The sequence below is a fragment of the Nannocystis bainbridge genome (assembly GCF_028368995.1).
GTDB classification, from domain to species: domain Bacteria; phylum Myxococcota_A; class Polyangia; order Nannocystales; family Nannocystaceae; genus Nannocystis; species Nannocystis bainbridge.
In genome coordinates this window covers 1,018,766-1,043,418 of record NZ_JAQNDL010000002.1, presented here as the reverse complement: position 1 = coordinate 1,043,418, position 24,653 = coordinate 1,018,766, and the positions used below count along the sequence as shown (strand labels likewise).

The following is a 24,653-nucleotide window of genomic DNA, read 5'->3' as shown; positions in this document are numbered from 1 at the left end:
TTTCGCCCCGGCGACCGCGCGTGCGCTTGACCGCGCGCCAGGCCCTGGTAGGTTGATTTTTGAGCCGATGACGACGCCCGCGCTCCAACGGCTGCGCCGCCTCTTCGAAGGCCCGCGGTTCGCGGACGAGGAGCGCACGCGCGTCGCCGGCATCGTCCACCTCGCGCTCGTCGTCGCCACCACGATCGGCATGCTCGGCGTGGTCGTCCAGGTCGTCATGTTCACCCGCGGCGCCGCCTTCTCGCCGCTCGACCTGCTGTTCCCGGCGCTCAGCTTCGCCCTGCTCGCGCTGCTGCACCACGGCTACGTCTACTTCGCCGGCTACGCGCTGCTCGGCCTCGCCGGCAGCACCATGGTCGCGCACGCGGCCTACACCGGCGGTCTGCGCAGCTCGGCGCTGGGCGGCCTCATCCTCCTCGTCATCGTCGGCATGTTGTTGTTCGGCCGGCGCACCTTGCTGGCGATCCTCGGCCTCTGCCTCGCCTCGCTGGTCGGCCTCTACCTGGCCGAGGTCGGCGGCGCCTTGCCGCCCGACGCGCTGCTCGAGGATGGCCCGCGCGCCTACCTCTCGCGCATGCTCCACCTCGCCGCTGCCGGCGTGTTCCTCTCGCTCGCCGTCCACAGCTTGCAGGACGCGCTCGGGCGCGCGCGCGCCGGCGAGGTGCGTGCCGAGCAGATTTTGGGCGAGGCTCAGCGCGCCCGCCGGTACGCCGACAACATCCTCGCCTCGATGGCCGAGTCCCTGGTCGTCGTCGACGCCGACGGCCGGATCCAGACCGTCAACCGCGCCACCCTCAAGCTGCTCGACGCCATGCCCGAGCAATTGCTCGGCCAGCCGTTCTCGATCCTCCTGCCCGAGTTCGCCTCCGAGGTGCCGCTGCCGCACGAGCCGCAGCAGGGCCTCGTCGAGCGCATCTATCGGTCCCCTGGTGGCCGCGAGATCCCCGTGCTCTACGCCCGCTCCGACCTGCGTGACGAGCGCGGCCGGCCGATCGGGGCCGTCTGCGTCGCCTCCGACATCACCCACCTCAAGCGCGCCGAGGGCTCGCTGCGCGAGGCCAAGCAGATGGCCGAGGAGGCCAACCTCGCCAAGAGCCGCTTCCTCGCCAACATGTCGCACGAGCTGCGGACCCCGCTCAACGCCGTCATCGGCTACGCCGAGATGCTCATGGAGGAGTCCGACGAGCGCGGCCTCGACGGCTCGATCGACGAGCTGCGCAAGATCCAGTTCGCCGGCAAGCACCTGCTCGGCCTCATCTCCGACATCCTCGACCTGTCCAAGATCGAGGCCGGCCGCATGGACGTCCACCTCGAGACCTTCGACGTCGCCGACATGGTCGAGGCCGTGCTCGGCACCATCCGCCCGCTCGCCGATCGCGGCCACAACCGCGTCGTCGTCGTCTGCCCGACCGCCATCGGCTTCATCCACGCCGACCTGACCAAGACGCGGCAGATCCTGCTCAACCTCCTCAGCAACGCCGTCAAGTTCACCGACCACGGCGAGATCCGGCTGACCGCCAGCAAGACGCTGCGCGACGGCACGCCGGCCATCCAGTTCATCGTCGCCGACACCGGCATCGGCATGACGCAGCAACAGCTGGGCAAGCTGTTCCAGGCGTTCTCGCAGGGCGACAGCACGACCTCGCGGCGGTTCGGCGGCACCGGCCTCGGCCTCGCCATCTCCAAGGCCTTCTGCGACATGCTCGGCGGCAACATCGAGGTCAAGTCGCAGCTCGGCGTCGGCACCATGTTCACCGTGCGCCTGCCCTACAGCGACCCGCACGAGCTGTCGCTGTCGCGCCGCTCGGGCAGCTTCTCCCGCACCGTCGCCGAGGCCGCCCGCGCCGCGGCCGCCCGCGCGGCCCAGATCAAAGTCTGAAGACCTGTCCCGGAGGACAGGCGACACGTGCTCGCGTCGCGTCGGCATGTCGCCCGCATGAGCAAGGGACACGTTCCATGGCTCGCCTCGTCGGCAGAGCTTGCCTCGCTACGGCGCCTGCTTCGCTGTCTCCGGGGACATGTCCTTCGCGCCCTGTCCTTCGGCGCAGGCTCGGACGATGCGGATCAGCTCCCCCACCAGCACCGGGCTGTCGGCCAGATCGGGGTTCGACTGCATATGGGACGAGAGGCCGACCGCCGCGCCGCCGCCGACGATCACCTGGCGCAGGCGCGCGTCGTCGACGCTGGCCTGCCAGGCCGCGTCCCCGAAGTCGCGCGGGCGGGGCGACAGCGCCCGTCCGGCCGGGCCGTCGCCGCGTCCGCGGGGGCCGTGACAGTTGGCGCAGCGGCCGTCGAACAGCTGGCGGGCCGCGCGGACCAACTCCGGATCGCCGGGCTTGAGCTCGATGCGCGGCTCGCAGCCGGCCGCGACCAGCAGCAAACCCAGCGCCCCCGTCAGCCCTCGTCGCTCCATCGCCGGCCCGCCTTGGTGTCGCCGCGGCGCTGCTTCGCGGACAGCCGGCGCTCGACGGACCCGCGGGTCGGTCGGGTCGGCCTTCGCGGCCTCGGCTGGCGCTGGGCCGCCTCGAGCAGCACCCGCAGCTTGGCCAGCGCGTCCTCGAGGTTGCGGCCCTGATCGCGCGTGCGCTCCGACGTGATCACGAGCTCGTCGTCGCCGACCAGCCGCGTCTTCGCCAGCGCGCGCAGGCGGGCCCCCGCCTGTTCGGTCAGCCCCTCGATGCACGCGATCGTCACCCGCAGCTCGACCTTGGACGCCACCTTGTTGACGTTTTGCCCGCCGGGCCCGCCCGAGCGCACGGCCTTCCACCGCAGCGCCCACACGGGCACCCGCAGTCCAGGCTCGGCGATGAGCGGCCCTTCGATCACGCGCGGAGGGTGAACGATCGCCGGCCCTCGCGCAAGACCCCGCGCCGCCCCGGCCGCGCGCCGATCCCGGCCGGCCCCGGCCAGGCGCGCGCCGACGAGCCCGACGCGGCAGCGATGACATGACCTTCAGGACATGTCCGAACCGCCATCTCACCGCGACCGCGTGCGCGGCACTCGAGCCCCGCACTCTCCTTCCATCACAGCCCGGCGCCGCGAGTCGCTCGCCGAGCAGCCGTCGCGCCCACGTCGCCCCAAAGCCTCGCCTGTCTCGCACCCGCTGCCCGTCCGCCGAGGCCGACCGGTCGGCACCACGAGGACCGCCGCGACGGCGACCCGACACACCGCCGATGCAGGCTGCTCGCGCCGCTTCGACCGACCTGCCGCTCACTCGCCCGAGCGGAGCGCCTCTTCGGCCCGCTCTCGCAGCGCCAGCGCCACCACCTCGGGCGCCAGCGCGGCGGCGGCGAGCAGACACTCGGCGGCCTCCGAACCGCGCCCAGCGGCCGCCAGCGCTTCGCCGGCGCGCGCCAACGCCTCACTGCGACCGCCGACGTCCTCGATCGGCAGCAGCGCCGCCGCGTCGCGGTACAGCTCCGCCGCGCGGCGGAACGCCAGCGCCTCGGCGGCGTGCTGGGCGGCCAGGCGCGTGACCTCGGCCGCGCGCCCGCGGTCGCCGGCGGCGCGCAGGTGGTCGGCCAGCAGCTCCGGCGGCACCCCGGCGCGGGCGAACAGCTGCTCCGCGATCCGGCCGTGGATCGTCCGCGCCTTGTCGTCGCGCACCCCGGCCAGCACCGCCCGGCGGATGCGGTCGTGATAGGCCTCGACCAGTTCGCCGCGCGGCGCCTTGCTGACGCGGACCAGGTGCGCCACCCGCAGCAGTTGCAGATCGCGCCGGCCGCCGCCGGACAGCGCCGTAGCGATCTCGAACTCGAGCGGCCGCCCGGCCACGATCACAGCCGCCAGCATCTCGCGGGCCGCCGCCGGCAGTCGGTCCACGCGCTCGGCCACCACCGCCTCGAGCCGGACGTCGCCGAGCTCTGTCCCTTCGACCATGTTCGTTCGGACATGGTGCGCCAGCTCGCGGACGAACAGCGGCACCCCGCCGGCCTCGCCCGCGATGGCGACCGCGCGGGCCTGCAGCGCCTCGCCCTCGAGCTCGACCGGACCGCGGCGCAGCAGCAGCTCGGCCAGCGCCGTCGCCTCGTGCGTGCGCAGCGGCTCGAGCCCCAGCTCGAGCACCGGCCCGTTCGCGCGCAGCCGCTCGACCAGCGCCGTCATGTCCGCGCTCTGCAGCGCCTCGCCCTCGCTGGCCGCCAGCACCACCAGGCAGCGCGGCGCGTCGGGGCCGCGCAGCAGCTCGACCAGCAGCGACGCGCTGTCGCTGTCGCCCCACTGCACGTCGTCGACCATCACCACCAGCGGGATCCGATCGGCGATCCTTCGGAACATGTCCCGAAGGACAGCCGATGCGTGGCGCAGCGACGCCGCGTCGACATCGCCCGCCGGCCCCGGCGGGCACGCCTCGGCGATCGTCGTCACGCGGCGCAGCACCGGGAACAGCCGGGCCACCGCGGCGATGTCGGGCGGCACCAGCGTCGCCAGCTCCGCCGACCCCACGCCGAGCAGCAGCCCGGTGAGCGCATCGATCACGCTGTCGAACGCGTTGAACGGCACCTGCTCGCGCTCGTAACAGCGGCCCGCGAGCACCATCGCCGGCGCGTCGATGCCGGCCAGGCCCGCCTGCGCTGCCTCGGCGAACGAGCGCAGCAGCGCCGACTTGCCGAGCCCCGATCGCCCGCGCAGCAGCGTCACCACCGAGCGCTTGCGGCTCTCCATCAACGCCGCGGTGATGGCCGCGTACGGCACGTCGCGACCGATCAGACCGCCGGGGCTGATCGACGCCGGACCGCGCTGTTGCGGCGGGGCGTGCGCTCGCCACGGCCGCGGATTTTCCGGCTCGCGGAGCACCGCAGCGATCTCCGCCCCACCCGCGCGACGCAACGGCTCACGCTCCAGGAGCGCCGCGCACAGCGCCGCAAGCGGCGGTTCTGCCGCGGCTCCGAGCGCCGGGGGCGCCACGCGCTCGCACTTGTCGCGCAGGACCTCGTCCATCGGACCCGCGAACGGCAGCTCGCCTGTCATCGCCTCGAACAGCATCACCCCGACCGAGTACCAGTCGCACGCCGGCGTCGGCGTCGCGGCGCGCACGTGCTCGGGCGCCATGTAGGCGGGCGTCCCGACCACCTCGAGCCCGCGACCTGCGGTCAGCTCGTGGACCAGCCCGAAGTCGAGGATCACCACCCGGCCTTCGCGCGTCACCAGCACGTTCGACGGCTTGATGTCACGGTGGAGCTTGCCGGCCGCGTGCAGGGCATCGAGGCCCGCGGTCAGTTGCGCGAGGCACGCTCGCAGGCGCACGGGGTGCTGGCGCACGTACGACAGGAAATCGACCCCGTCGACCAGCTCCATCGTCAAGAATGCCTGATCGCCGCGGACCACGAGGTGGTGGAGCAGCGACAGGTTCGGGTGCGAAATGTCGGCCAGCGCCCGGAATTCGAGCTTGAAGCGGTAGAGGGCGGCCGGCTCGAAGCCGCGGAGGACCTTGAGCGCGACCGTCTCGCCGTCGCGTCCGACGGCCTCGAACACCGCTCCCGTGCCGCCGCGGCCGATCATTCGCCGCAGCGTGTAGCCGCCCAGGGTCGGCGCGCCGTCGAAGGTCCCGAACAGGCGCGCGCGCACCGACGACTTGATCTGCTGGATCTCCAGCCCGGGCGCGAACACGCGAGCGGCTTGGATCTGCTCGTCCAGCGTGTCTGCGCCCGACCCACCCCGCTGCACGGTTCACCTTACCATGGCTTCAACTCCGGCGGTGGCGGTGATAGAAGTGATCACGTAGGCCACGTGGCGACGGATTTCGAGCTCCTGGATGCCTGGCGGACCGGCGACCGCGAGGCCGGCAATGCGCTCTTCGAGCGCCACTTCGACGCGGTCTGTCGCTTCTTCGCCAACAAGGTCACGCACGGCGTCGACGACCTGATCCAGAAGACCTTCCTGGGCTGTGTCGAGGCGCGCGACCGGTTCCAGAAGCAGTCGAGCTTTCGCACCTACTTGTTCGCGGTGGCCCACAACATCTTGCGGGCCCACTTCCGCGAGCGGCGGCGCGAGGGCCTGGCCTCCGACCTCAGCGAGACATCGACCGACGAGCTCACGCCGTCGCCGAGCGCCGTGTTCGCGGCGCACGAGGAGCAGCGGCTGTTGCTCGAGGCGCTGCGGCGGATCCCGCTCGACTATCAATTGGTGCTCGAGCTCTATTACTGGGAGGACATGGCCGCGCCCGAGCTCGCGCAGGTGTTGGCCATCCCCGAGGGCACGGTGCGCAGCCGCTTGCGCCGCGCCAAGGAAGCGCTGGCCGACAAGATGAGCAGCCTGGCGCGGACCCCCGAGCTGCTGCGTGCCACCTTCAGCGACCTGGACGGCTGGGTCCGATCGTTGCGGGCACAGTTGTCGGGCGAGTGACCGTGAGCCTGTCTCCGGGCGCGGCCGGAGGCGGATTCACGAGGCATGTTGGAGGTGGCAGGTTCACCGCGTTCTCGACCCGGAACGACCCGGTCCACGCGTGCCCACCAGGTATTTCGGCCAGTTCTGCGTCCTGAGGCGTTTTCAAAAGAAAGTGGGATCGACTGGATCGCCGCGTGCACTACCTCGGCCGAACGACGGGGCAGCGGGCCCCGAAGTCTTTCACCTTCGAGTCACTCACGCGGAACCTGGTATGCAGCTCGATAGCACCCATTCAAGCACTGTGGACACCGCCGCGCGCGGCGCAGCCAACTCCTGGTCCAAAGGCCAACCCGAGGTCGACGCCAAGGAGACGCGCGCCGTGTCCATGGTCTCGGTCCTGACCGAGATGGTCCATGGTTACCGCCGTCCGGCCGTCGTGCTCACCGAGCAGGGGGCCATCCTCTGTATGAACGCCCCCGCGATGCGCGCCCTCGATCGCAAGCCGGGCGATCCGGAGCCCGCCGCCCCGGCTGACCCGAAGGACTGGCCGCGTCGTGCGACCATCCAGGCCGAGGGTCAGGTCTACACCCTGGCGATCCCGGACATGGCGATGGAGACCCAGAGCTCCGCCCCCGAGCCGCAGCTCCCGCCGCGCCTCGCCAAGATCGCCCGCCTCGTCATCTCGGGCTGCACCGACAAGCAGATCGCCACCCGCACCGGCCTGTCGTTCAGCACCGTGCGGACCTACGTGCGCCAGATCTACCGCCGGATCGGCGTCCACAGCCGCGTCGAGCTGGTCCACGCCACCAACCCGCACAGCATGACCCGCGGCCTCGACTGAGCCGCGGCCCCGCGTGAGCGAAGAGCCAGGTACCGAGAGCCAGGTGCCGAGAGCCAGGTACTGACGACCAGTACCTTTGAGACAGGAACGGAGGGACATGTCCCTCCGTTTCGGCGTTAACGGGCGAGATCCTGGGGCAACAGAGCTTCTGCACCCGGCCGGACGTCGAACAGGAACGAAGGGACATGTCCCTTCGTTCCTGTCCGCCATTCCGGGCGCGCCCTGCCCCGCTCAGACGTCGAGCGCGTCGGCCTCGGCCGCGCGGTCCATGATGAACGAGTAGCGCGCGCCGGCGTCCTTGCCCATCAGGCTGCTGATCGTCTGGTCGGTCTGCAGCTCGTCGCGGATCTTGACCTGGACCAGCGCCCGCTTCTTCGGGTCGAGCGTGGTGTCGCGCAGCGTCTCCGGCATCATCTCGCCGAGGCCCTTGAAGCGCTGGATCTCCGGCTTGCCGCGGCCCTTGTCGGCCAGGATGCGCTGCAGGTGGGCGTCGTCGGCCGCCCACAGCGTCTCCTTGCCGATGTCGACGCGGTAGAGCGGCGGCTGGGCCAGGTACACGTGGCCGCTGCGGATCAGCTCGCGCATGTGGCGATAGAAGAAGGTCAGCAGCAGCGTGGCGATGTGATGGCCGTCGGAGTCGGCGTCCATCAGCAGGATGACCTTGCCGTAGCGCAGCTGCTCGACGTTGACGTCCTTGCCGATGCCGCAGCCGAGCACCTTGACGATGTTGCCGAGCTCCTCGTTCTCCAGCACCTTGGCCAGGCTGGCCTGCTCGGTGTTCAGCACCTTGCCGCGCAGCGGCAGGATCGCCTGCGTCTTGCGGTTGCGGCCCATCTTGGCCGAGCCGCCTGCCGAGTCGCCCTCGACGATGAACAGCTCGCACTTGGACGCGTCGCGCTCGGAGCAGTCGGCCAGCTTGCCCGGCAGGCCGAGGCGGACCCCGCCCGGGCCCTTGCGCGAGACCTGCTGGCTGGCGGCGCGGGAGGCCGCCCGCGCGCGCGCCGACGCGATCACGCGCGCGACGATCGCCTCGGCGGTGCTGCGATTCTCGTGCAGCCACTGCTCGAGCGCCGCCCGGATCGCGCCCTCGACCTGTCCCGCGACCTCCGGGTTGTTGAGGCGGTTCTTGGTCTGGCTCTGGAACTGCGGCTCGAGCACGTAGGTGCTGAGGATCGCGACCATGCCCTCGCGGATGTCGTCGAGCCCGAGAGTCAGGCCCTTCGGCTCGAGCTTGTGCGTCTGCATGTACGCGCGGATGCCCTTGCCGAGCGCCGCCCGCAGGCCCTGCTCGTGCGTACCGCCGTCGGGCGTGGGCACGCCGTTGACGAACGAGTGCATCGCGTCGTCGGTGCCCTCGGTCCACGCGAACGCGACCTCGAGCTTCGGCTCGTCGGCGCGCTCGAGATAGAAGATGCCCGGGTGCACCGCCGGCTTGGCGCGCACCTCGATCAGCTTCTTCAGGTACTCCGACACGCCCTCGGCGTGGTGGAAGGTCTCGGTCTTGCCCGCCGTCTCGTCGACGAACACGATCTTGAGCCCCTTGTGCAGGTAGCTCTTGGCCTCGAGGCGGTCGCGGATGACCACCGCGTCGAAGGCGGTCGACTTGCCGAAGATCTGCGGATCGGGCCGCAGATAGATCGCGGTGCCCGAGCCGCGGGCGTTGCCGATCTTGCGCAGCTTGCCGTCGAGCACGCCGCGCACGAACTCGATCTCCCACATCGATCCGTCGCGCCAGACCTTGGCGATCAGCTGCTCCGACAGCGCGTTGGCGACCGCCGCACCGACGCCGTGGAGGCCGCCCGAGTGCTTGTAGCTCTCGCCGTCGAACTTGCCGCCGGCGCCGAGCTTGGTAAACACCGCCACGATCGCCGGCATCTTCAGCGTCGGGTGGTTGTCGACCGGGATGCCGCGGCCGTTGTCGGTCACGCTGACGCCCCGGCCGTCCTTGTCGAGCTTGACCTCGATCTGGGTCGCGTAGCCGTTGATGACCTCGTCGACCGCGTTGTCGAGGATCTCCCACAACAGGTGGTGGAGGCCCTCCTTGCTGACGCCGCCGATGTACATGCCGGGGCGCTTGCGGACGTGGTCCACGCCCTCGAGGAACTGGATCGCTTCTGCGCCGTATTTGCTCGCCTGGGCCATCGCTTGACTCCTCCCCCTACGCCTTCTTGCCGGCCTTCTTCGCCTCGGCCGCCTCGAGATCGGGCAGCGTCGGCTCGGGCAGCGTGATCTTCTTGACCGCGCCGCGCTTCCACAGCTCGGCCCCCTTGCCGCCGCGCGCGGTCGGCTTGACCGACCCGGCGCCGACCTTCATCGACCCGCCGGTGGCCTTCTCGACCTCGACCGTCGCCGAGCCGGGGAACGCCCCCGCGACCTCGTCGCCGTCGTCGAGCTTGACGAGGATGACGCCGAGACCCGGGCCCGAGAGCAGGCTGATCTCCTGCGCCGTGCAGCGGAGCAGCCGCCCCGCCCGCGTCAGCGCGCACACGTCGTCCTCGGCGTACACCTTGAACACCGCCACGAACTCGTCGCCCTCGCGCAGCTTGCCGAACATGCGCCCGCGCGTGGTGCTGACCTCGCGGTGCGGCCACAGCGTGAACCGCAGCGCCATGCCCGAGCGCGTCACCGCCAGGAAGTGCGGGTACGGCTCCTCGTACTCCTCGCCGAGCTCGGGCTTCGGCATGCCGAACTCCGGCATCACCCGCGCGTCGGTGCCGACGGCCGCGACCAGCCGCTCGCCGTCCTTGAACTTGAAGAGCTGCTGCACCGGCGTGCCGTGGCCGGTCGACTGCGGCACGTCGTTGATGCGCACGTTGTAGGCCGAGCCCTTGTTGGTCAGCAGCACCACCGACTCGGTCGTGCTGCCGCCGACCAGCGCCAGCGCCTCGTCGCCCTCGCGCATGCGCGTGCTGGCGAGGTTGATCGACCGCTGGCGCTTGATCCACCCGTCGCGGGTGACCAGCACGATCGCGTCCTCCTTGACGATGAAGCTCTCGGCCGTGAACTCCTCGGTCACGTCCTCGTCGGAGATCTTGGTGCGCCGCGGCTCGGCGAACTCCTTCTCGACCGCCTCGAGCTCGCCCCGGATCTCGGCCCACAGCTTCTCGGGGCTCTTGAGGATCGCCTCGATCTTGCGCGCCGCCTTGCGCTTCTCCTCGAGCTCCTCGCGGATCTTCAGGATCTCGATCTTGGCCAGCCGATAGAGCCGCGTCTCGAGGATCGCGTCGGCCTGGATGTCATCGAGGTCGAACCCCTTCATCAGCTTCTGCGCCGCGTCGGCCTTGCCCTCGCTGCGGCGGATGATCTTGATCGCCTCGTCGAGCGCGTCGAAGATCTTCTCGAAGCCCTCGAGGATGTGGATGCGCTCCCGGAGCTTGCGGAGGTCGTACTCGAAGCGGCGGCGGACGGTCTCCTGGCGGTAGAGCAGGAACTGCTCGAGGATCGCCGCCAGGCCCAGGCGGTCCGGCCGGCCCACGTCCGAGCCTGCGATCGGCACCAGGCAGGTGAAGTCGTACTTGACCGTGACCTGCAGCCGCGTGTGCTTGAACAGGTAGGCCATGATGAGCTCGGGCTCGGCGCCGACCTTGCGGCTGAGCTCGATCTCGACGCACACCTCGCGCGTGCTCAGGTCCTGCACGCCGACCAGCTGCGGCAGCTTCTTGGCGGCGATGATGTCGCCGATCTCCTCGACCAGCGCCGACTTCTCGATCCCGTACGGCACCGAGGTGATGACGATGAAGGTCGACTTGTCCTCCTCGCGGACCTTCCACTCGCCCTGCAGCTTGCACGAGCCCTTGCCCTCCTCGTACAGCTCGGCCAGCTCCTTGCGGGTCGCTACCAGGCGCCCGCCGGTCGGGAAGTCGGGCCCCTTGATGGCCTTGAGCGCGGCCTTGAGCGCCTCCTTGCGCCGCTTCTCCCCCGCCGCCTCGTCCTCGCGCGCGGGCGGCAGCAGCGGGATCAGGGCGATCGCCGCGCGCACCACCTCGCCGAGGTTGTGCGGCGGCACGTTGGTCGCCATGCCGACGGCGATGCCCGTGCTGCCGTTGACGAGCAGGTGCGGGAACCGGGCCGGCAGGGTGATCGGCTCCTTGCCGGTGCCGTCGTAGGTCGGGCGGAAGTCGACCGTGTCGCGCGTCAGCTCGGTCAGCAGCTCCGACGCGACCTTCGTCAGGCGGGCCTCGGTGTAGCGGTAGGCCGCGGGCGAGTCGCCGTCGATGGAGCCGAAGTTGCCCATGCCGTCGACCAGCGGCGCGCGCATGACCCAGTCCTGGGCCAGGCGGACCATGGCCTCGTAGACCGCGGTGTCGCCGTGCGGGTGATACTTGCCGATGACGTCGCCGACGACCTTGGCGCTCTTGCGGTGGCGGGCCTCGTGCGTGAGGCCCAGGTCGGCGAACATCGTGTAGATGATGCGGCGCTGGACCGGCTTGAGGCCGTCGCGGACGTCAGGCAGCGCGCGCGAGGTGATGACGCTCAGCGCGTAGTTGAGGTACTTGCGCCGCGCCTCCTCGGCGAGGTCGCCGAGGGTGATGGGGTTCGGGCCGCCGCCCTCGTCGTCGTCGTGCGTGCGCGTCGCCTTGCGGCGGCGGCCGCTGGGGGGCCCTTCTTCGTCAGACGTCCGGACAGTCATCCTGCGCTCCCGAGGGTTGGCCGCGCCGGAAACTGCTCCTGCGCGGCCGAAGGCGCCCGTCTCGCCCGCATGGGGGCGTTTCAGGCGCGGCCGAAGGTTACCCGCGGAGCGATCCAGGTCAAGAACCCCGGGCCGTTTCTCGGCGCGGCCGCGGCGGATCGGCCTGGGCGCCGCGGGTCCGGTGTGTCATAAGTGGTGGTCCCTTGAACCAGGTCGCGAGCAACGTTCGCTGGCACCACGCCGCGATCGGCCCCGAGGAGCGGGCCCAGCGGCTCGGTCAGCGCGGCGCCGTCGTCTGGCTCACCGGCCTCTCGGGCGCCGGCAAGAGCACGATCGCCGCGCAGGTCGACGCCCAGCTCCACGCCCGCGGGCGCCACAGCTACATCCTCGACGGCGACAACCTGCGCTTCGGTCTGTGTCGAGATCTCGGCTTCTCGCCCGAAGATCGGGCCGAGAACGTGCGCCGCCTCGGCGAGGCCGCGCGCCTGTTGCAGGACGCGGGCCTCATCGTCCTGGTCGCCGCGATCAGCCCCTACCGCGACGACCGGGCCCGCGTGCGCGAGCGCTTCCCCGCCGGCTGTTTCCTCGAGGTGTTCGTCGACGCCCCGCTCGCCGTGTGCGAGTCCCGCGACCCCAAGGGCCTCTACCGCCGCGCCCGCGCCGGCGAGATCGCCGACTTCAGCGGCATCGACGCCCCCTACGAGCCGCCGGACGCGCCGGACTTGCACCTGCTGTTTCACGCCGACGTGAGCTCGAAGCACGCCGCCGCCGATGCGAGCCCGGCCGATCCGCGCGTCGCTGTCGGCGCCTCGCCGGACGAGCACGCCGCCGCGATCGTCGACCTGCTCGTGGCGCGTGACCTGCTCACCGCGCCGACCGGCGCGTGAGACTGGCGTCGGCGACCGAGCGAACGGCCGCCGCGAAGTCGCGCGCAAACGCACGAGATTTCGCCGACGCACGAGCGTGACGGTGCCTCCTATCGCCCGCGTGCGTGACGGGGCTCCGCTGAAATCCCGTCGTCCCCCCGTTGCGCGACACCGGAGGGCCCCATACTCTCCCCGCGAATGAGTAAGGACGACCTGATCGAATTTGAGGGAACAGTCACCGAGGTTCTCACAGGGGGATTGTTCAAGGTGGAGATCGATCCGGACCATCGCGTCCTCGCCCACCTCGCCGGCAAGATGCGGCGCTTTCGCATCAAGGTCGTGCTCGGCGATCGCGTCACCGTCGGCGTGACCCCGTACGATCCGACGCGCGGTCGCATCGTCTATCGCGCGCGTTGAAGTGACCTGTCCTTTGGGACAGTTCATGCGCGCGCCGGCGCGAGTGGTTGATAGAAAGTAGATCGAGATCCGCGCGGGCACGTCAGCGCTCCGCGCTTTCGTTACGCTCGCGACATGCACGTCCGGGCCCGCGGTTGCCGGTCCCCGGGATCGGTGGTAGTGGAAAAACATGGCTTGGACGGGACGCGGCGGGCAACGGGCGGGTTTGACGGTGCTGCTGGCGGGCGCGCTCGCGCTGCAGCAGGGCTGCACCGACGACACCGGCCAGACCCCCGTCACCGACGCCAGCGGCTCGCTCGTCACCGAGGGTGACACCTCGGGCAGCACCTCGACCGGCGCCAGCGAGCCGACCACGACCACCGACCCGAGCACCGGCGCCGAGCTGCAGTGCGGCAACGGTGAGCTCGATCCCGGCGAGGCCTGCGACGACGGCAACCTCGACAACTCCGACGCCTGCCTCAGCAACTGCGTGCTCGCGGTGTGCGGCGACGGCTTCGTCCAGGCCGGCGCCGAGGCCTGCGACGACGGCAACACCGACAACTCCGACACCTGCACCGCGCTGTGTCAGGAGGCCCGCTGCGGCGACGGCTTCGTCCAGCTCGGCGCCGAGGCCTGCGACGACGGCAACGAGCAGGACGACGACGGCTGCACGGTCGCGTGCGAGGTCGCCCCGGTGATGCTGTGCGGCAACGGCAAGGTCGACGACGGCGAGGCCTGCGACGACGGCAACACCCTCGACGACGACAACTGCCTCTCGACCTGCCAGCCCGACTCGTGCGGCGACGGCTTCACCCACGCGGTGTTCGAGGAGTGCGACGACGCCAACCTCAGCACCGACGACGGCTGCGTCGAGTGCATGACGGCCACCTGCGGCGACGGCTACCTGTGGACCGGCGAGGAGGCCTGCGACGACGGCAACCTCGACAACAACGACGACTGCCTGGTCGACTGCACGCAGGCCAGCTGCGGCGACGGCTTCGTCCACAACAGCGACGAGGCCTGCGACGACGGCGTCAACGACGGCAGCTACGACGGCTGCGCCCCCGGCTGCGCCTCGCTCGGGCCGCGCTGCGGCGACGGCCTGATCGAGCCGGACCTCGAGACGTGCGACGACGGCAACCTCGTCCCGCTCGACGGCTGCGACGAGCAGTGCCAGAAGGAGCTGCCCGCCGAGTGCCTCGGCTACGTCACGCTCGCCGAGCCCGATCGCATCGCGACCTTCAACGACGGCCCGGGCAAGGTCACCAAGTGTGACAAGCTGCTCGAGAACAAGTGGTACCGCCTCACCGGCCCGGCCGGCACGCAGATGCCGACCGTCCCGCCCGCGCCATTCTCCTGCGGCACCGACGCTCCCGGCTGGATGGTCGGCGTCCACCCGGTCGTCGACGACGGCGTGGTCGATCGTCAGGTCTGCTTCACGTGGGACACCCAGTGCGACTGGGAGACCCAGATCCAGGTGCGGAACTGCGGCGAGTACTACGTGTACAAACTGGCCGACCCGCCCGAAGAGTGCCTCCGCTACTGCGGCGCCGCGGGCTGACGTCGAGGCACATTCGACGGGCGCGATCTCACGCCCACGCGCAACCGGCCGCGTCGGCCCCGGCGCGGTCGATCCGTTGTACGCTGGCCGCGGAGACGCGCCATGCACCTGACCCCCGAGCAGGAGTGGATCCTCGTCGCCTGCGGCCTCATCGCCCACGCCGACGGCGAGATCAAGCCTGGTGAGGCCGACCTGATCCTGACGATGCTCGATGAGCACCTCGACGAGGCCGAGAGTCGGCGGTGGTTCAAGATGCTCGGCGACCTCGACGCGCTCCACGTCGTCTTCGAGGACCTCCCGCCGCCGCTGCCGGCCTTCACCGAGACCACGCTCGAGCGCGCGTGGGCGATGGCCCTCGCCGACGGGGAAGCGAGCGCGGCCGAGGTCGCGATGATGGAGCGGATCGCCGCGCAGCTCGGCGTCACGCCCAACGAGCTGGCGCGCTGGCGCCGGCAGTGGACCGAGCAGGCCGCCGACCTCGGCGAACACATCGCCGCCTTCGCGGCGGTGATGATCCACCTCGACGGCGTGCTCGACCCCGAGGAGATCGATCAGTACCGCGCGCTGCTGGACCGCCAGCCGCTCACGCCCGAGCGCCGCGAGGTGCTGGCGCGCGAGTACCTGGCGAAGCGGCCCGAGCTCGATCACGTCGGCGCCCGCCTCGCGGCCCTCCCGCGCGAGCGCCGCTTCGCCGTGCTGCGGGCGATAGGTCCGCTGGTGTCGGCCTCGAGCCGCGCCGACCTCGGCCGCGATTTCTTCCTCGAGCTGGCGGCGTTCGCCGCCGTCCCGCGCGACGAAGCGCTGCGCCTGCTGTTCGCCTGAAGCGCCGCCGCGGCTTGCCCGGGTGCCCGACCGCGGGGACACTGAGAGCATGCCGGATCCCGCGCCGAGCACCGACAACCTGCTGTGGCCGATCGATCGCGTGTTCCTGCTGGCCTTCGCCCCCGCGGGCCTCGCTACCGCGGCGACGCTGGTGGTCCTCGCCCTGCTCGCCCGCACCTGCCCCGACGCCCACGAGTCCCTGGTGACCGCGCTGCTGGTCGGCCAGGGCGCGCTGTGGCTGGCGTTCGCGCCGGTCTACCTGCTCGGGTGGGTCCACTGGCACCCGCGCCGCGCCGTCGCCCAGACCGGCTGGCTCGGCTCCGTCGCCCTCGCCGCGCTGATCTGGCTGCTCAACATCCTGGCGTTCGCCGCCCTGATGGCCGCCTTCGGCTGGGGCGAACGTGTCCCCTGGACCATGCTCTGAAGCGCATGGTCCATCGGACATGCCACGAGGGACATGTCCGGGGCGAGCCTGAAGCCGCGACAACATGACCATTCCGACATGTCCATGGCGACATGTCCTTCAGGGCACGTCGTACGTGGGCCGCACGCGCGCAAGCTCCTGCGAGCGTGCCGCCCGTACGTCAGCGCGTCACGCTGAGCTTGCCGCGGGCCGCGTGGTGGGCCAGCGCCAGATCGCAAAGCTGGCTGATCAGCTCGGCGTACGGCACGCCGGCCCGCTCGATCAGCTTGGGGTACATGCTGATCGTCGTGAAGCCGGGCATCGTGTTGATCTCGTTGAGGTACGGCTGCAGTGTGTGGCGGTCGACCAGGAAATCGATGCGGGCCAGGCCCTTGCAGCCGGCGACCCGGAACGCGCGCAGGGCCAGGTCGCGCAGGCGTTCGGCGGTCGCCTCGGGCAGGTCGGCGGGGATCTGCAGGGTCGCCGCGTCCTTCAGGTACTTGTTCTCGTAGTCGTACCACTCGCCCGCCGGCAGCCCGATCTCGCCGGGCGGGCTGACCAGCGTGTGCCCGTCGCCGTTGCCGAGCACCGCCAGCTCGATCTCGCGGGCGTCGATGCCCTTCTCGACCACCAGCTTGGCGTCGTAGCGGGCCGCCAATGTCAGCGCCCGCCACAGCCCGGCCTCCTCGTCGACGCGGCTGATGCCCACCGAGCTGCCCTGGTTGGCCGGCTTGACGAAGCAGGGGAACCCGACCTCCTCGACGATCGCGTCGCAGATCTCCTGCCGCTGTCCCGCCGTGCCGAGCCCATGGGCGTCGACCTCGAGCCACGGCACGCCGGGGATGGCCGCCGCCTGCGTGCCCAGCAGGTGCTTGAGCAGCGCCTTGTCCATGCACAGCGCCGAGGCCAGCACGCCCGAGCCGACGTACGGCAGGCCCAGCACCTCGAGCAGCCCCTGGAACGTCCCGTCCTCGCCGTAGGGCCCGTGCAGCACCGGGAACACCAGGTCGGGCGCCAGCTGGCGCAGGTCGCCCACCGGCTCGCCGCTCTCGAGCACCGCCTCCAGCGACCACTCCGCCGGTCCCGTCCACCAGCCGCCGTCGCGCCGGATCCCGAGCAAGACCGGCGTGAACCGCTGGTGATCGATGGCCTTGAGGATCTCGGCCGCGCTGCGGAGCGAGATCTCGTGCTCCGAGGAGCGACCGCCGAAGACGATGAGGAGACGTCGAGCTGGCATGGGCTGGGGGACGCTACCACCGCGCGACGGCGATGGCGATACGGCGCCCTGACTCGACGCGCGGGCCTGCGGCCGTCATTCCCGGTCGCCCGCCGGGTCTGGCTGACCGATCTCCGGACCCTCGCCCGCCCGCAGACGACGCGTCGGCCACGGACCTGTCTCTTTCGCCAGGTCGCCTCGCGCCGGTCGCCCCTGGGCTCTCCCGTGGTCCGTGAGGCCCGCCCGATCCGCCGAGCCCTCGGCATGCGAGCGACCTGACCCTCGGGACCTGCTCTTTCAGACCTGCTCTCTGCACCAGGGAGAGAACAGGCCCTTCGCACCTGTCGCTACCGTGTCTGTCCGCGGTCTCCCGCGGGCACGCCAACTGTCCTCGAGGACATGCCTCTTCAGACCTGTCTCATGCACCAGGTCCTTCGGAACATGTCCTTTCAGACCGCCAGTATCGCCTTCACGCGGCGTTCAGCGGGCGTCGAGGTGCTCGAGCAGCGCCAGGACGATGCGGTCTTGCAGCGCGCGGCTGCGCGGCATCGCCAGGTTCTTGCCGTTGATCAGCACGCTGAAGCCGAGCGCTCGCCGGCCGTCGGGCGTCGCCGCGATCCCCGACAGCGCGCTCACGCCACCGATCGTCCCGGTCTTCCCGCGCACGCGGCCGCGACCGCCCGGCATGCGCAGGCGCAGCGTCCCCTCGCCGCCCGCGCCGGCCAGCGCCGGCACGATGCTGGCCGCCGCCGCGCCCTCGTCACGGGCCAGCGCCAGCACGCGGACCAGCCCGCGCGCGCTCACGCGGCCGCGCAGGCTCAGGCCCGAGCCGTTCTCCGGCTGCAGCTCGCGCGGGTCGTTGCCGGCCGCGCGCCAGAACGCCTGCAGCGCCGCGCGCCCGTTGTCCCACGAACCTGGCTCTCCGGACATCCGGCGCCCGAGCGTGCGCAGCACCTGCTCGCTCGTGAAGTTGTTCGAGTACTTGAGCGCGCTCGCCAGGATCTGCGCCAGCGGCGGCGAAGTCCGCGTCGCCACCTCGCGCGCGTGGGCCGACGCCGCCCCGCGCTCGACCGGCAGCAGCGGCCCGCCGAGCTCGTGCAGCACCGCCGCGAACGCCTCGCCCGCGAACTGGCCCGGATCGCAGATCCGTCGCCGCACCGTGATCGGCTTGCGCTTGGCCGCGCCGGTCACCGTCAGCACCGTCTGCCCGCCCGCGCACGTGCTCGTCACCTCGAGCGCGCGCCCGCGGAGCGGTCGCGCCCTGGCGACCACCGTCACGTGCTCGCTCGCCGGCGACACCTCGACGTGGACCGTCTTGCCGTCGGTGCGCACCGTCGTCTCGACCGTGTTGAAGCTCAGCGACAGCGCCCCGCTCGGCGCCAGATAACTCGGACCCGCGCCCGCCGGCTCCTCGTAGCCGGGCCCGAACCGCTCGGGCGAGAAGGCCCGCTCGTCGATCACGATCCGCCGCACGCCGGCCAGCGCATCGGCGGCCAGCGCCTTGCTCGCCAGCGCGTGCAGCCCCTGCAGCTGCAAGCTCGGATCGCCGTCGCCGATCAGCACCAGCGCGTCGCCGTCGCGCATCAGCCGGGTCTCGAACCGATAGTCGGGGCCCAGCAGCTCGAGCGCCGCGAGGGCCGTCAGCACCTTCTGATTCGAGGCCGGGTTGAGGCGGGCCGCGCCGTTCTGGTCGAAGAGCCATGTCCCTTCGTCCAGATCGGCCACGTGGACCGCGACCCCGGGGCCGGCGCGACGGACCAGCTCGGCCAGCTTGCGGCGCAGGTTGGCGTCGTCGGCCGGGTCGGCCGTCCACCCGCGCGACTGCGCGCGCGCCGACACGTCGTCCAGGCGCGCCGCCACCCGCTGCGGCCAGGTCTGCGCCGCGAACGGCGCTCCGGCCCGCGGCACCACCCCCGGCTCGTCCGCCTCGAAGGCCCCGCGCAGCGTCTGCGGCGCGGGTGCCTGCCCATGCGAGCGCGGACCGGCGGTCGCCAGGCCCGCGTAGGCGGTGATCAGGGCGAGGGCGAAGCTGGCGAGCTGAGGAAAGGAGCGGGTCACGGCGGGGTTATCCCACCATGGCGTACCTGCCCCCCGCGCTCAAGAAATCGGACTTTCGGCCCGTTCGGACCCCTGGCGCCCCGAATGGCCCCGCTCCTCGGCCCCGGCGACCCTTCCCGGCGCGCGCATTTTCGCCCGTCGCTCGGGCCATCGAGCCTCCCCCGCCTGTCGCGCCCCCGAGGAGCTCGGCTGTCCTTCGGGACAGCTCATCACCCTCGCCGCATACGAAAAGAGGCTGTCCTTCGGGCCAGATCGCCCGACGAACGCCTCTCTTCTGCTCAGGGAGCGCGGCCTGTCTTTCGGGACAGGCCCCTCTCCGTTCCGCGACCGACTAGCCCTTGTCGGTCTTCTTCTTGGTCTTCGTCTTCTTGCTGCCGGACTCGACCGGGGCGTTCTGCTTGTTGGCCAGGCGGGTCGCCTTGACCTCGGCCGCCTTGCGCTTGAGGCGGGCGATCAGCTTGTTCCGGCTCCGGCGCTGGCGCATCTTCGGCGTGTGGCGGTTGTCTGCGTATCCCATGGCGGCAAGGACCTCTGTGGCGGCAAATGTTGGTCTACGGGGCCTGATTCGCCCGAATTCGGGCGACCCGAGGGTCCCGGGCCGGCCGGCGGCCGGCGCTTTGGAGCGGCGTAGGATGCGTGAGCGGCCCCGTTGGGTCAAGCGCTGATTTCCGCCGACGGCCCCCCGCGCCCCCGCTGCGGCCCCCACGAGCGACCCCTTCCCCCGCGCGCCGGGCCTGCTAATGTCCGCGCCCCATGCTCGACATCCACGTCCTCCGCGATGACAGCGCCCGGATCGCCCAGAACCTGCGCGACCGCCACGCCCGCGTGTTCGAGGACCTCGCCCCTGGCTCCGCCGCCGACCCCGCGGGCGCCGACTGGGCCGCGCAGACCGTCGCCCGCCTCGTCGACCTCGACGCCGCCTACCTCGGCCTGCTCCGCCGCCAGGACGAGCTCCGCCAGCAGCAGAACCAGACCAGCGCCGCCATGAAGTCGGTCGCTGCGCTGCCCAAGGACCAGCAGGCCGGCGAACGGGCCCGTCTCATCGAGCAGGGCAAGCAGCTGCGCACCGACGAGAGATCTCTCGTCGACCAGACCGAGGCCGCCCTGCGCGCCCGCGACGAGGCCTGGACCCGCGTCCCCAACCTCACCCACGAGAGCACCCCGCGCGGCCGCACCGACGACGACCACCGCGAGCTGCGCCGCGTCGGCACCCCGCGCGACTTCCCCGCCGAGGGCTTCGCTCCGCGCGACCACCTCGCGGTCGCCGAGTCGCTCGACCTCGTCGATTTCGAGGCGGGCGCCCGGGTCGCCGGCCAGAAGTTCTACTACCTCAAGCACGAGGCGGTGCTCCTCGACCTCGCGCTGCAGCACTTCGCGCTCGCCGTCGCCGCCCGCCACGGCTTCACGCTGCACACCACGCCGGACCTCGCGCGCGAGGAGATCCTGCGCGGCCTCGGGTTCCAGCCGCGCGGCGAGTCGACCCAGGTCTACAGCATCGCCGACAGCGACCTGTGCCTGGTCGGCACCGCCGAGATCACGCTCGGCGGCATGCTCGCCGACGCGATCCTCGAGGAGGAGCAGCTCCCGCTGCTGCTCGCCGGCCTGTCGCACTGCTTCCGCACCGAGGCCGGCTCCTCGGGCCAGGAGTCGAAGGGCCTCTACCGCGTGCACCAGTTCACCAAGGTCGAGCTGTTCGCCTTCACCACGCCGGAGCAGAGCGAGGCGATGCACGAGCGCCTGCTCGCCCTCGAAGAGGAGATCTTCCAGGCCCTGAAGATCCCCTACCGCGTCCTCGACATCGCCAGCGGCGACCTCGGCGGCCCCGCCTTCCGCAAGTTCGACCTCGAGGCGTGGATGCCCGGCCGCGGCGCCCACGGCGAGATCACCAGCACCTCGAACTGCACCGACTACCAGGCCCGCCGCCTGCGGATCCGCTACCGCCCGGCCGGCGACGGCAAGCCCAAGCCGCGCCACGTCCACATGCTGAACGGCACCGCCGTCGCCACCTCGCGGGCCCTCGTCGCCATCCTCGAGAACTACCAGCAGGCCGACGGCACCGTCGCCGTCCCCGAGGTCCTGCAGCCACTGGTCGGCAAGCCGGTGATCGGCCCCCGCCGCCGCGCCTGAGCTTTTCGACAGGTCCCTTCCGACAGGTCCTTTCCGACAGGTCCCAAGCGCCATGTCCCAAGCGCCATCCCCTGCCCCGCGCGTGCTCTCGGGCATCCAGCCCTCGGGCGTGCTCCACCTCGGCAACTACTTCGGCGCGATCGCCCAGCACATCGCGCTGCAGGACCGCTACCCGGGCGCGGCCTATTACTTCATCGCCGACTACCACGCGCTGACGACCCTGCGCGACCCGGCGGCGCTGCGGCAGAACGTGTTCGACGCGGCGGTCACCTACCTGGCGCTCGGCCTCGATCCAGCCAAGGCGGTGCTGTTCCGCCAGAGCGACATCCCCGAGGTCCACGAGCTCGCCTGGCTGCTCGCCTGCGTCACCGGCCTGGGCCTGATGGAGCGGGCCACCAGCTACAAGGACAAGCTCGCCCAGGGCATCAAGCCCAACGCCGGCCTCTTCAACTACCCGCTGCTGATGGCCGCCGACATCCTGATCTACGACGGCACCCTGGTGCCGGTCGGCAAGGATCAGCTGCAGCACGTCGAGTTCGCCCAGGACATGGCGACCTACCTCAACGAGGCCTACGCCGCCGGCGGCCCGCCGCTGCTCGTCCGGCCCGAGGCGCTGCTCGGCACCGCGCCGATCGTGCCCGGCAACGACGGCCGCAAGATGTCCAAGAGCTACGGCAACACCCTGCCGCTGTTCGAGTCGGGCAAGAAGCTGCGCAAGCTGGTCGGCCAGATCGTCACCGACTCGACGCCGCTCGGCCAGCCGCTCAACCCCGACACCTGCAACGTGTTCGCGCTGCTCAAGCTGCTCGCGGGCGAGGCCGAGCTGGCCCAGATCGCCGACTGGTACCGCGCCGGCGCGCGCGACGGTCAGCCGTTCGGCTACGGCCACGCGAAGATGCTGCTGGCCGACAAGATCGACGCCCACTTCGCCCCCGCCAGGGCCCGCCGCGAGCACCTGCTGCAGCACCCCGAGGAGGTCGAAGCCGTCCTCCAGGCCTCGGCCGCCCGCGCCCGCCCGATCGCCCGCGCGACGATCGACCGCTGCCGCCGCGCTGTCGGCCTCGCCTGAGCCCGCGAGCGCAGCGAAGGCGCGGCGGTGAGGCAACGCTGGGCCGCCTGCGCCGGCCAACCGAGGAGTGATTTCGCGGCGACGCTCTCGCCGCGGTGGCGACGCTTCGGGGAGTGATTCTCGCGAGGCGCTGCGTGATGCCCTCGGAGCGACGCTCTCGCCGCGAAGCGACGCTCTCGCCGCGGAGGCCACGCTTCGAGGCGTGCTCCTCGCGCGGCGCAGCATCCCCGGATGCTGTTCGCGGCCCGCCGAGCTCGGCTCGAAGCCCGGCCCCTCTCGACCGCCTGCGTCGAGCGGCAGTCCACGGCTCCGCAGGGCGAGTGACGGGTGCCGCGCCCGACCGCCTCGCCGTCCTCGCCGCCCTCTGCCAGACTCGCTACGCCTCCATGGACTTCGAGCTCCGCAGCCTGCGCGGCGTCGCCACCGACGCGCTCACGCGCCTCGCCGAGGACATCTTCGGCCGTGGCGAGCGGGCGCCCGGGTGGTTCGCGCGCAAGCTGCAGCGCGAGGCCGTCGACCCCGAGCTCTCCGTGCTCGCCGTCGCCGCGGGTGCTTCAGGACATGTCCCTCAGGACATGCTCCTTGGTTACTTCCTCATCGGCCAGGAGCCCGGCGACCCGGTCGCCCACTCCGCCGGCCTCGGCGTGATCGCGGCGCGTCGCGGCGGCGGCCTCGGTCGCGCGCTCGTCGAGGAGGTCGCGGCGCGCCTCGCCGCCCGCGACTTCTCGACCTTGCGCGTGCTCGCCGAGCCCGCGAGCGAGGCCTTCTACGCCCGCCTCGGCCTCGTCGTCAGCGCTCGCCGCGTCACCCTCCTGGCCCATGGGACATGCCCGATCTCGCATGTCCTTTGGGACCGTGAGCTCGCCGACCGCAGCAAGCTCCCGTGGTCCCCGGCCCCCACGAACAGCGAACCACTCGAGGTCTGCGCCTGGCGTGCGGGCGCGTGGGCACGCACGCCGCCGGCGCTCGCGGCCACGCTGGAGCCGCTGCCCGGCGCCTGGGCCCACGTCTCGCGCGAAGGACGAGCGCTGCTGGTCCAGCGCATGCTCGTCGCGCGTGACGTCGATCCTGCGGCTGCGGTCGCGGCTCTGCTCGCGTGCACGCCCACGGGCATGCCGCTGCTCCTGTACGGAGCCGACCCGGTGAGTTCGATCACCGCCACGCTGCCGCCCGCGCGCGACGTCGAGGTCTCGGAGCCCGCGCACTCACGCGGCGAGTTTCGCGTCGCGCAGCGGTTCGCAGCCATGGATCTCGCACTGCGCCGGCGTCTGGACAATCCGCGACGCGGCGATGGATGATGCGCGCGGACCGATCCCGGAGCTTCACCGTGACCCTCGCGCATAACTTCGCCAAGACTGCCGCCCTCGCCCTCGCTGCCGCCCTCGCCCTCACCGCCTGTCGCGGCGACGATCCGGCCGGCGAGAGCGCCACCGAAACCACGACCTCCGGTGACAGCACCGCCAGCACCTCGACCGGCCCCGACACGCCGACCACCAGCACGACCACCACTGGCAGCTCGACCACTCTCGACGACACCACCACCGACGACACGCCGACCACCACCAACATGTCGGCCGGCTTCATCACCACCGAGGCCACCCAGGGCACCACCGGCCCGAGCGGGCCGCTGCCGAACGGGCAGATGTGCGCGGGCAACAGCGACTGCGAGTCGATGAACTGCTACACGAGCCCGCTGTTCCCCGACGGCGGCATCTGCTCGGAGTGCAACGAGGACGCCGACTGCTTGCGCGCCGGCACCGGCATCTCCTGCTCGCTCGGGCCCAGCGGGGCCACCTGCGCCGCCGGCGGCTACGGCAACCAGTGCATGTCGCAGGACGCCTGCCAGGACGGCCTGATCTGCGGCCCCGCGGTCGACCTCCCGATCCCCGGCATCATCCCCGACACCTGCGGCGAGTGCAGCGAATCGGCCGACTGCGACATGGGCAAGATCTGCAGCCCCGAGCTCGACATCGCGGCGTTCAGCGGCGCCAAGAAGTGCGTCGAGCCCGGCAGCGTCGAGAACGGCGCCCTCTGCCCGCTCGGCGAGGACGACGCCGACGCCGCCTGCGCCTCCGGCCAGTGCGGCGAGGTCGACGTGATGGGATTCTTGAAGCTCGGCGTGTGCGGCGAGTGCAAGACCGACGCCGACTGCATGAACGGCGCCTGCATGGCCGGCTCGATCAGCCAGGGCGGCGCGATGGGCAGCGTCTGCGGCTGATCCTCACCCGCGCCCCGCGAGAGGCCCGCCGGCGCCCTGCGCCCGCGGGCCTCTTCGCGCGTACGACATGCCCCTTTGAACATGCTCATCGAGACATGTTCAAAGGGTCATGACCGCCTCCG

At 71.5% G+C, this 24,653-nt stretch carries 20 protein-coding genes; 12 read left to right on the top strand and 8 right to left on the bottom strand.

Going from position 1 to position 24,653, the window contains the following annotated elements; genetic code table 11:
• Positions 1–67: 67 nt before the first annotated feature.
• Positions 68–1,879, top strand: coding sequence for an ATP-binding protein (locus POL25_RS21770; RefSeq protein WP_272088055.1), 1,812 nt, complete (start codon positions 68–70; stop codon positions 1,877–1,879).
• Between the two features lie 108 nt (positions 1,880–1,987).
• On the opposite strand, the gene POL25_RS21765 is transcribed toward POL25_RS21770, so the two are convergent.
• The 3 genes from POL25_RS21765 to POL25_RS21755 all read right to left on the bottom strand — a co-directional run bounded on the left by POL25_RS21765 (position 1,988) and on the right by POL25_RS21755 (position 5,664).
• On the bottom strand, positions 1,988–2,413 hold the full coding sequence (locus tag POL25_RS21765; RefSeq protein WP_272088054.1) for a c-type cytochrome: 426 nt from the start codon (positions 2,411–2,413) through the stop codon (positions 1,988–1,990).
• Positions 2,395–2,826, bottom strand: a complete 432-nt coding sequence (gene arfB / locus POL25_RS21760; RefSeq protein ID WP_272088053.1) for an alternative ribosome rescue aminoacyl-tRNA hydrolase ArfB — start codon at positions 2,824–2,826, stop codon at positions 2,395–2,397. Before arfB ends, POL25_RS21765 begins: the two co-directional genes overlap by 19 nt.
• A gap of 384 nt (positions 2,827–3,210) precedes the next feature.
• Complete coding sequence (locus tag POL25_RS21755) at positions 3,211–5,664, bottom strand: protein kinase domain-containing protein (protein ID WP_272088052.1); 2,454 nt, start codon at positions 5,662–5,664, stop codon at positions 3,211–3,213.
• A gap of 63 nt (positions 5,665–5,727) precedes the next feature.
• Here POL25_RS21755 and POL25_RS21750 point away from each other — a divergent pair, with 63 nt between their 5' ends.
• A complete protein-coding gene (locus POL25_RS21750; protein ID WP_096334117.1) occupies positions 5,728–6,342 on the top strand; it encodes an RNA polymerase sigma factor in 615 nt (204 codons plus the stop codon).
• A 367-nt stretch (positions 6,343–6,709) separates the two neighbouring features.
• On the top strand, positions 6,710–7,165 hold the full coding sequence (locus POL25_RS21745) for a helix-turn-helix transcriptional regulator (RefSeq protein WP_272088781.1): 456 nt from the start codon (positions 6,710–6,712) through the stop codon (positions 7,163–7,165).
• Positions 7,166–7,396: 231 nt separating this feature from the next.
• On the opposite strand, the gene POL25_RS21740 is transcribed toward POL25_RS21745, so the two are convergent.
• Entirely contained in the window at positions 7,397–9,307 is a 1,911-nt protein-coding gene (locus tag POL25_RS21740; protein WP_272088051.1) for a DNA gyrase/topoisomerase IV subunit B, read from the bottom strand.
• 16 nt (positions 9,308–9,323) lie between these two features.
• Entirely contained in the window at positions 9,324–11,795 is a 2,472-nt protein-coding gene (locus tag POL25_RS21735; RefSeq protein WP_272088050.1) for a DNA gyrase/topoisomerase IV subunit A, read from the bottom strand.
• Between the two features lie 203 nt (positions 11,796–11,998).
• On the opposite strand from POL25_RS21735, the gene cysC reads away from it, so the two are divergent.
• The 5 genes from cysC (at position 11,999) to POL25_RS21710 (ending at position 15,864) form a co-directional block, all read left to right on the top strand.
• Positions 11,999–12,682, top strand: a complete 684-nt coding sequence (gene cysC, locus POL25_RS21730; RefSeq protein WP_272088049.1) for an adenylyl-sulfate kinase — start codon at positions 11,999–12,001, stop codon at positions 12,680–12,682.
• Between the two features lie 177 nt (positions 12,683–12,859).
• A complete protein-coding gene (gene infA, locus POL25_RS21725) occupies positions 12,860–13,078 on the top strand; it encodes a translation initiation factor IF-1 (protein WP_267707876.1) in 219 nt (72 codons plus the stop codon).
• 169 nt (positions 13,079–13,247) lie between these two features.
• On the top strand, positions 13,248–14,618 hold the full coding sequence (locus tag POL25_RS21720) for a DUF4215 domain-containing protein (protein WP_272088048.1): 1,371 nt from the start codon (positions 13,248–13,250) through the stop codon (positions 14,616–14,618).
• A gap of 102 nt (positions 14,619–14,720) precedes the next feature.
• The gene (locus tag POL25_RS21715) at positions 14,721–15,440 is read left to right on the top strand and encodes a TerB family tellurite resistance protein (protein ID WP_272088047.1); all 720 of its coding nucleotides are present in this window, start codon (positions 14,721–14,723) and stop codon (positions 15,438–15,440) included.
• 49 nt (positions 15,441–15,489) lie between these two features.
• Complete coding sequence (locus POL25_RS21710; RefSeq protein ID WP_272088046.1) at positions 15,490–15,864, top strand: hypothetical protein; 375 nt, start codon at positions 15,490–15,492, stop codon at positions 15,862–15,864.
• A 160-nt stretch (positions 15,865–16,024) separates the two neighbouring features.
• Here the strand turns inward: POL25_RS21710 and POL25_RS21705 are convergent, their stop codons facing one another.
• From POL25_RS21705 to POL25_RS21695, 3 genes are all read right to left on the bottom strand, one after another.
• Positions 16,025–17,080 carry a D-alanine--D-alanine ligase family protein gene (locus POL25_RS21705; RefSeq protein WP_272088045.1) on the bottom strand — a complete coding sequence of 352 codons (1,056 nt, stop codon included), beginning with the start codon at positions 17,078–17,080 and terminating at the stop codon, positions 16,025–16,027.
• A gap of 459 nt (positions 17,081–17,539) precedes the next feature.
• Positions 17,540–19,117: a D-alanyl-D-alanine carboxypeptidase/D-alanyl-D-alanine endopeptidase gene (gene dacB / locus POL25_RS21700; RefSeq protein ID WP_272088044.1), complete on the bottom strand. Its 1,578-nt coding sequence runs from the start codon at positions 19,115–19,117 to the stop codon at positions 17,540–17,542.
• Between the two features lie 331 nt (positions 19,118–19,448).
• A complete protein-coding gene (locus POL25_RS21695; protein WP_272088043.1) occupies positions 19,449–19,634 on the bottom strand; it encodes a hypothetical protein in 186 nt (61 codons plus the stop codon).
• Positions 19,635–19,870: 236 nt separating this feature from the next.
• Between POL25_RS21695 and serS the strand changes: the two genes are divergently transcribed.
• The 4 genes from serS (at position 19,871) to POL25_RS21675 (ending at position 24,531) form a co-directional block, all read left to right on the top strand.
• A complete protein-coding gene (gene serS / locus POL25_RS21690) occupies positions 19,871–21,244 on the top strand; it encodes a serine--tRNA ligase (RefSeq protein ID WP_272088042.1) in 1,374 nt (457 codons plus the stop codon).
• Positions 21,245–21,296: 52 nt separating this feature from the next.
• A complete protein-coding gene (trpS, locus tag POL25_RS21685) occupies positions 21,297–22,313 on the top strand; it encodes a tryptophan--tRNA ligase (protein ID WP_272088041.1) in 1,017 nt (338 codons plus the stop codon).
• Positions 22,314–22,699: 386 nt separating this feature from the next.
• Positions 22,700–23,611: a GNAT family N-acetyltransferase gene (locus POL25_RS21680; RefSeq protein ID WP_272088040.1), complete on the top strand. Its 912-nt coding sequence runs from the start codon at positions 22,700–22,702 to the stop codon at positions 23,609–23,611.
• A 29-nt stretch (positions 23,612–23,640) separates the two neighbouring features.
• Positions 23,641–24,531, top strand: coding sequence for a hypothetical protein (locus tag POL25_RS21675; protein WP_272088039.1), 891 nt, complete (start codon positions 23,641–23,643; stop codon positions 24,529–24,531).
• Positions 24,532–24,653 lie beyond the last annotated feature (122 nt).

Coding starts and splice junctions, on each gene's coding strand:
- POL25_RS21770 (WP_272088055.1), top strand. CDS start 68: ATGACGACGCCCGCGCTCCAACGGCTGCGCCGCCTCTTCGAAGGCCCG.
- POL25_RS21765 (WP_272088054.1), bottom strand. CDS start 2,413: ATGGAGCGACGAGGGCTGACGGGGGCGCTGGGTTTGCTGCTGGTCGCG.
- POL25_RS21745 (WP_272088781.1), top strand. CDS start 6,710: ATGGTCTCGGTCCTGACCGAGATGGTCCATGGTTACCGCCGTCCGGCC.
- POL25_RS21740 (WP_272088051.1), bottom strand. CDS start 9,307: ATGGCCCAGGCGAGCAAATACGGCGCAGAAGCGATCCAGTTCCTCGAG.
- POL25_RS21735 (WP_272088050.1), bottom strand. CDS start 11,795: ATGACTGTCCGGACGTCTGACGAAGAAGGGCCCCCCAGCGGCCGCCGC.
- infA (WP_267707876.1), top strand. CDS start 12,860: ATGAGTAAGGACGACCTGATCGAATTTGAGGGAACAGTCACCGAGGTT.
- POL25_RS21720 (WP_272088048.1), top strand. CDS start 13,248: ATGGCTTGGACGGGACGCGGCGGGCAACGGGCGGGTTTGACGGTGCTG.
- POL25_RS21715 (WP_272088047.1), top strand. CDS start 14,721: ATGCACCTGACCCCCGAGCAGGAGTGGATCCTCGTCGCCTGCGGCCTC.
- POL25_RS21710 (WP_272088046.1), top strand. CDS start 15,490: ATGCCGGATCCCGCGCCGAGCACCGACAACCTGCTGTGGCCGATCGAT.
- POL25_RS21705 (WP_272088045.1), bottom strand. CDS start 17,080: ATGCCAGCTCGACGTCTCCTCATCGTCTTCGGCGGTCGCTCCTCGGAG.
- POL25_RS21695 (WP_272088043.1), bottom strand. CDS start 19,634: ATGGGATACGCAGACAACCGCCACACGCCGAAGATGCGCCAGCGCCGG.
- serS (WP_272088042.1), top strand. CDS start 19,871: ATGCTCGACATCCACGTCCTCCGCGATGACAGCGCCCGGATCGCCCAG.
- trpS (WP_272088041.1), top strand. CDS start 21,297: ATGTCCCAAGCGCCATCCCCTGCCCCGCGCGTGCTCTCGGGCATCCAG.
- POL25_RS21680 (WP_272088040.1), top strand. CDS start 22,700: ATGGACTTCGAGCTCCGCAGCCTGCGCGGCGTCGCCACCGACGCGCTC.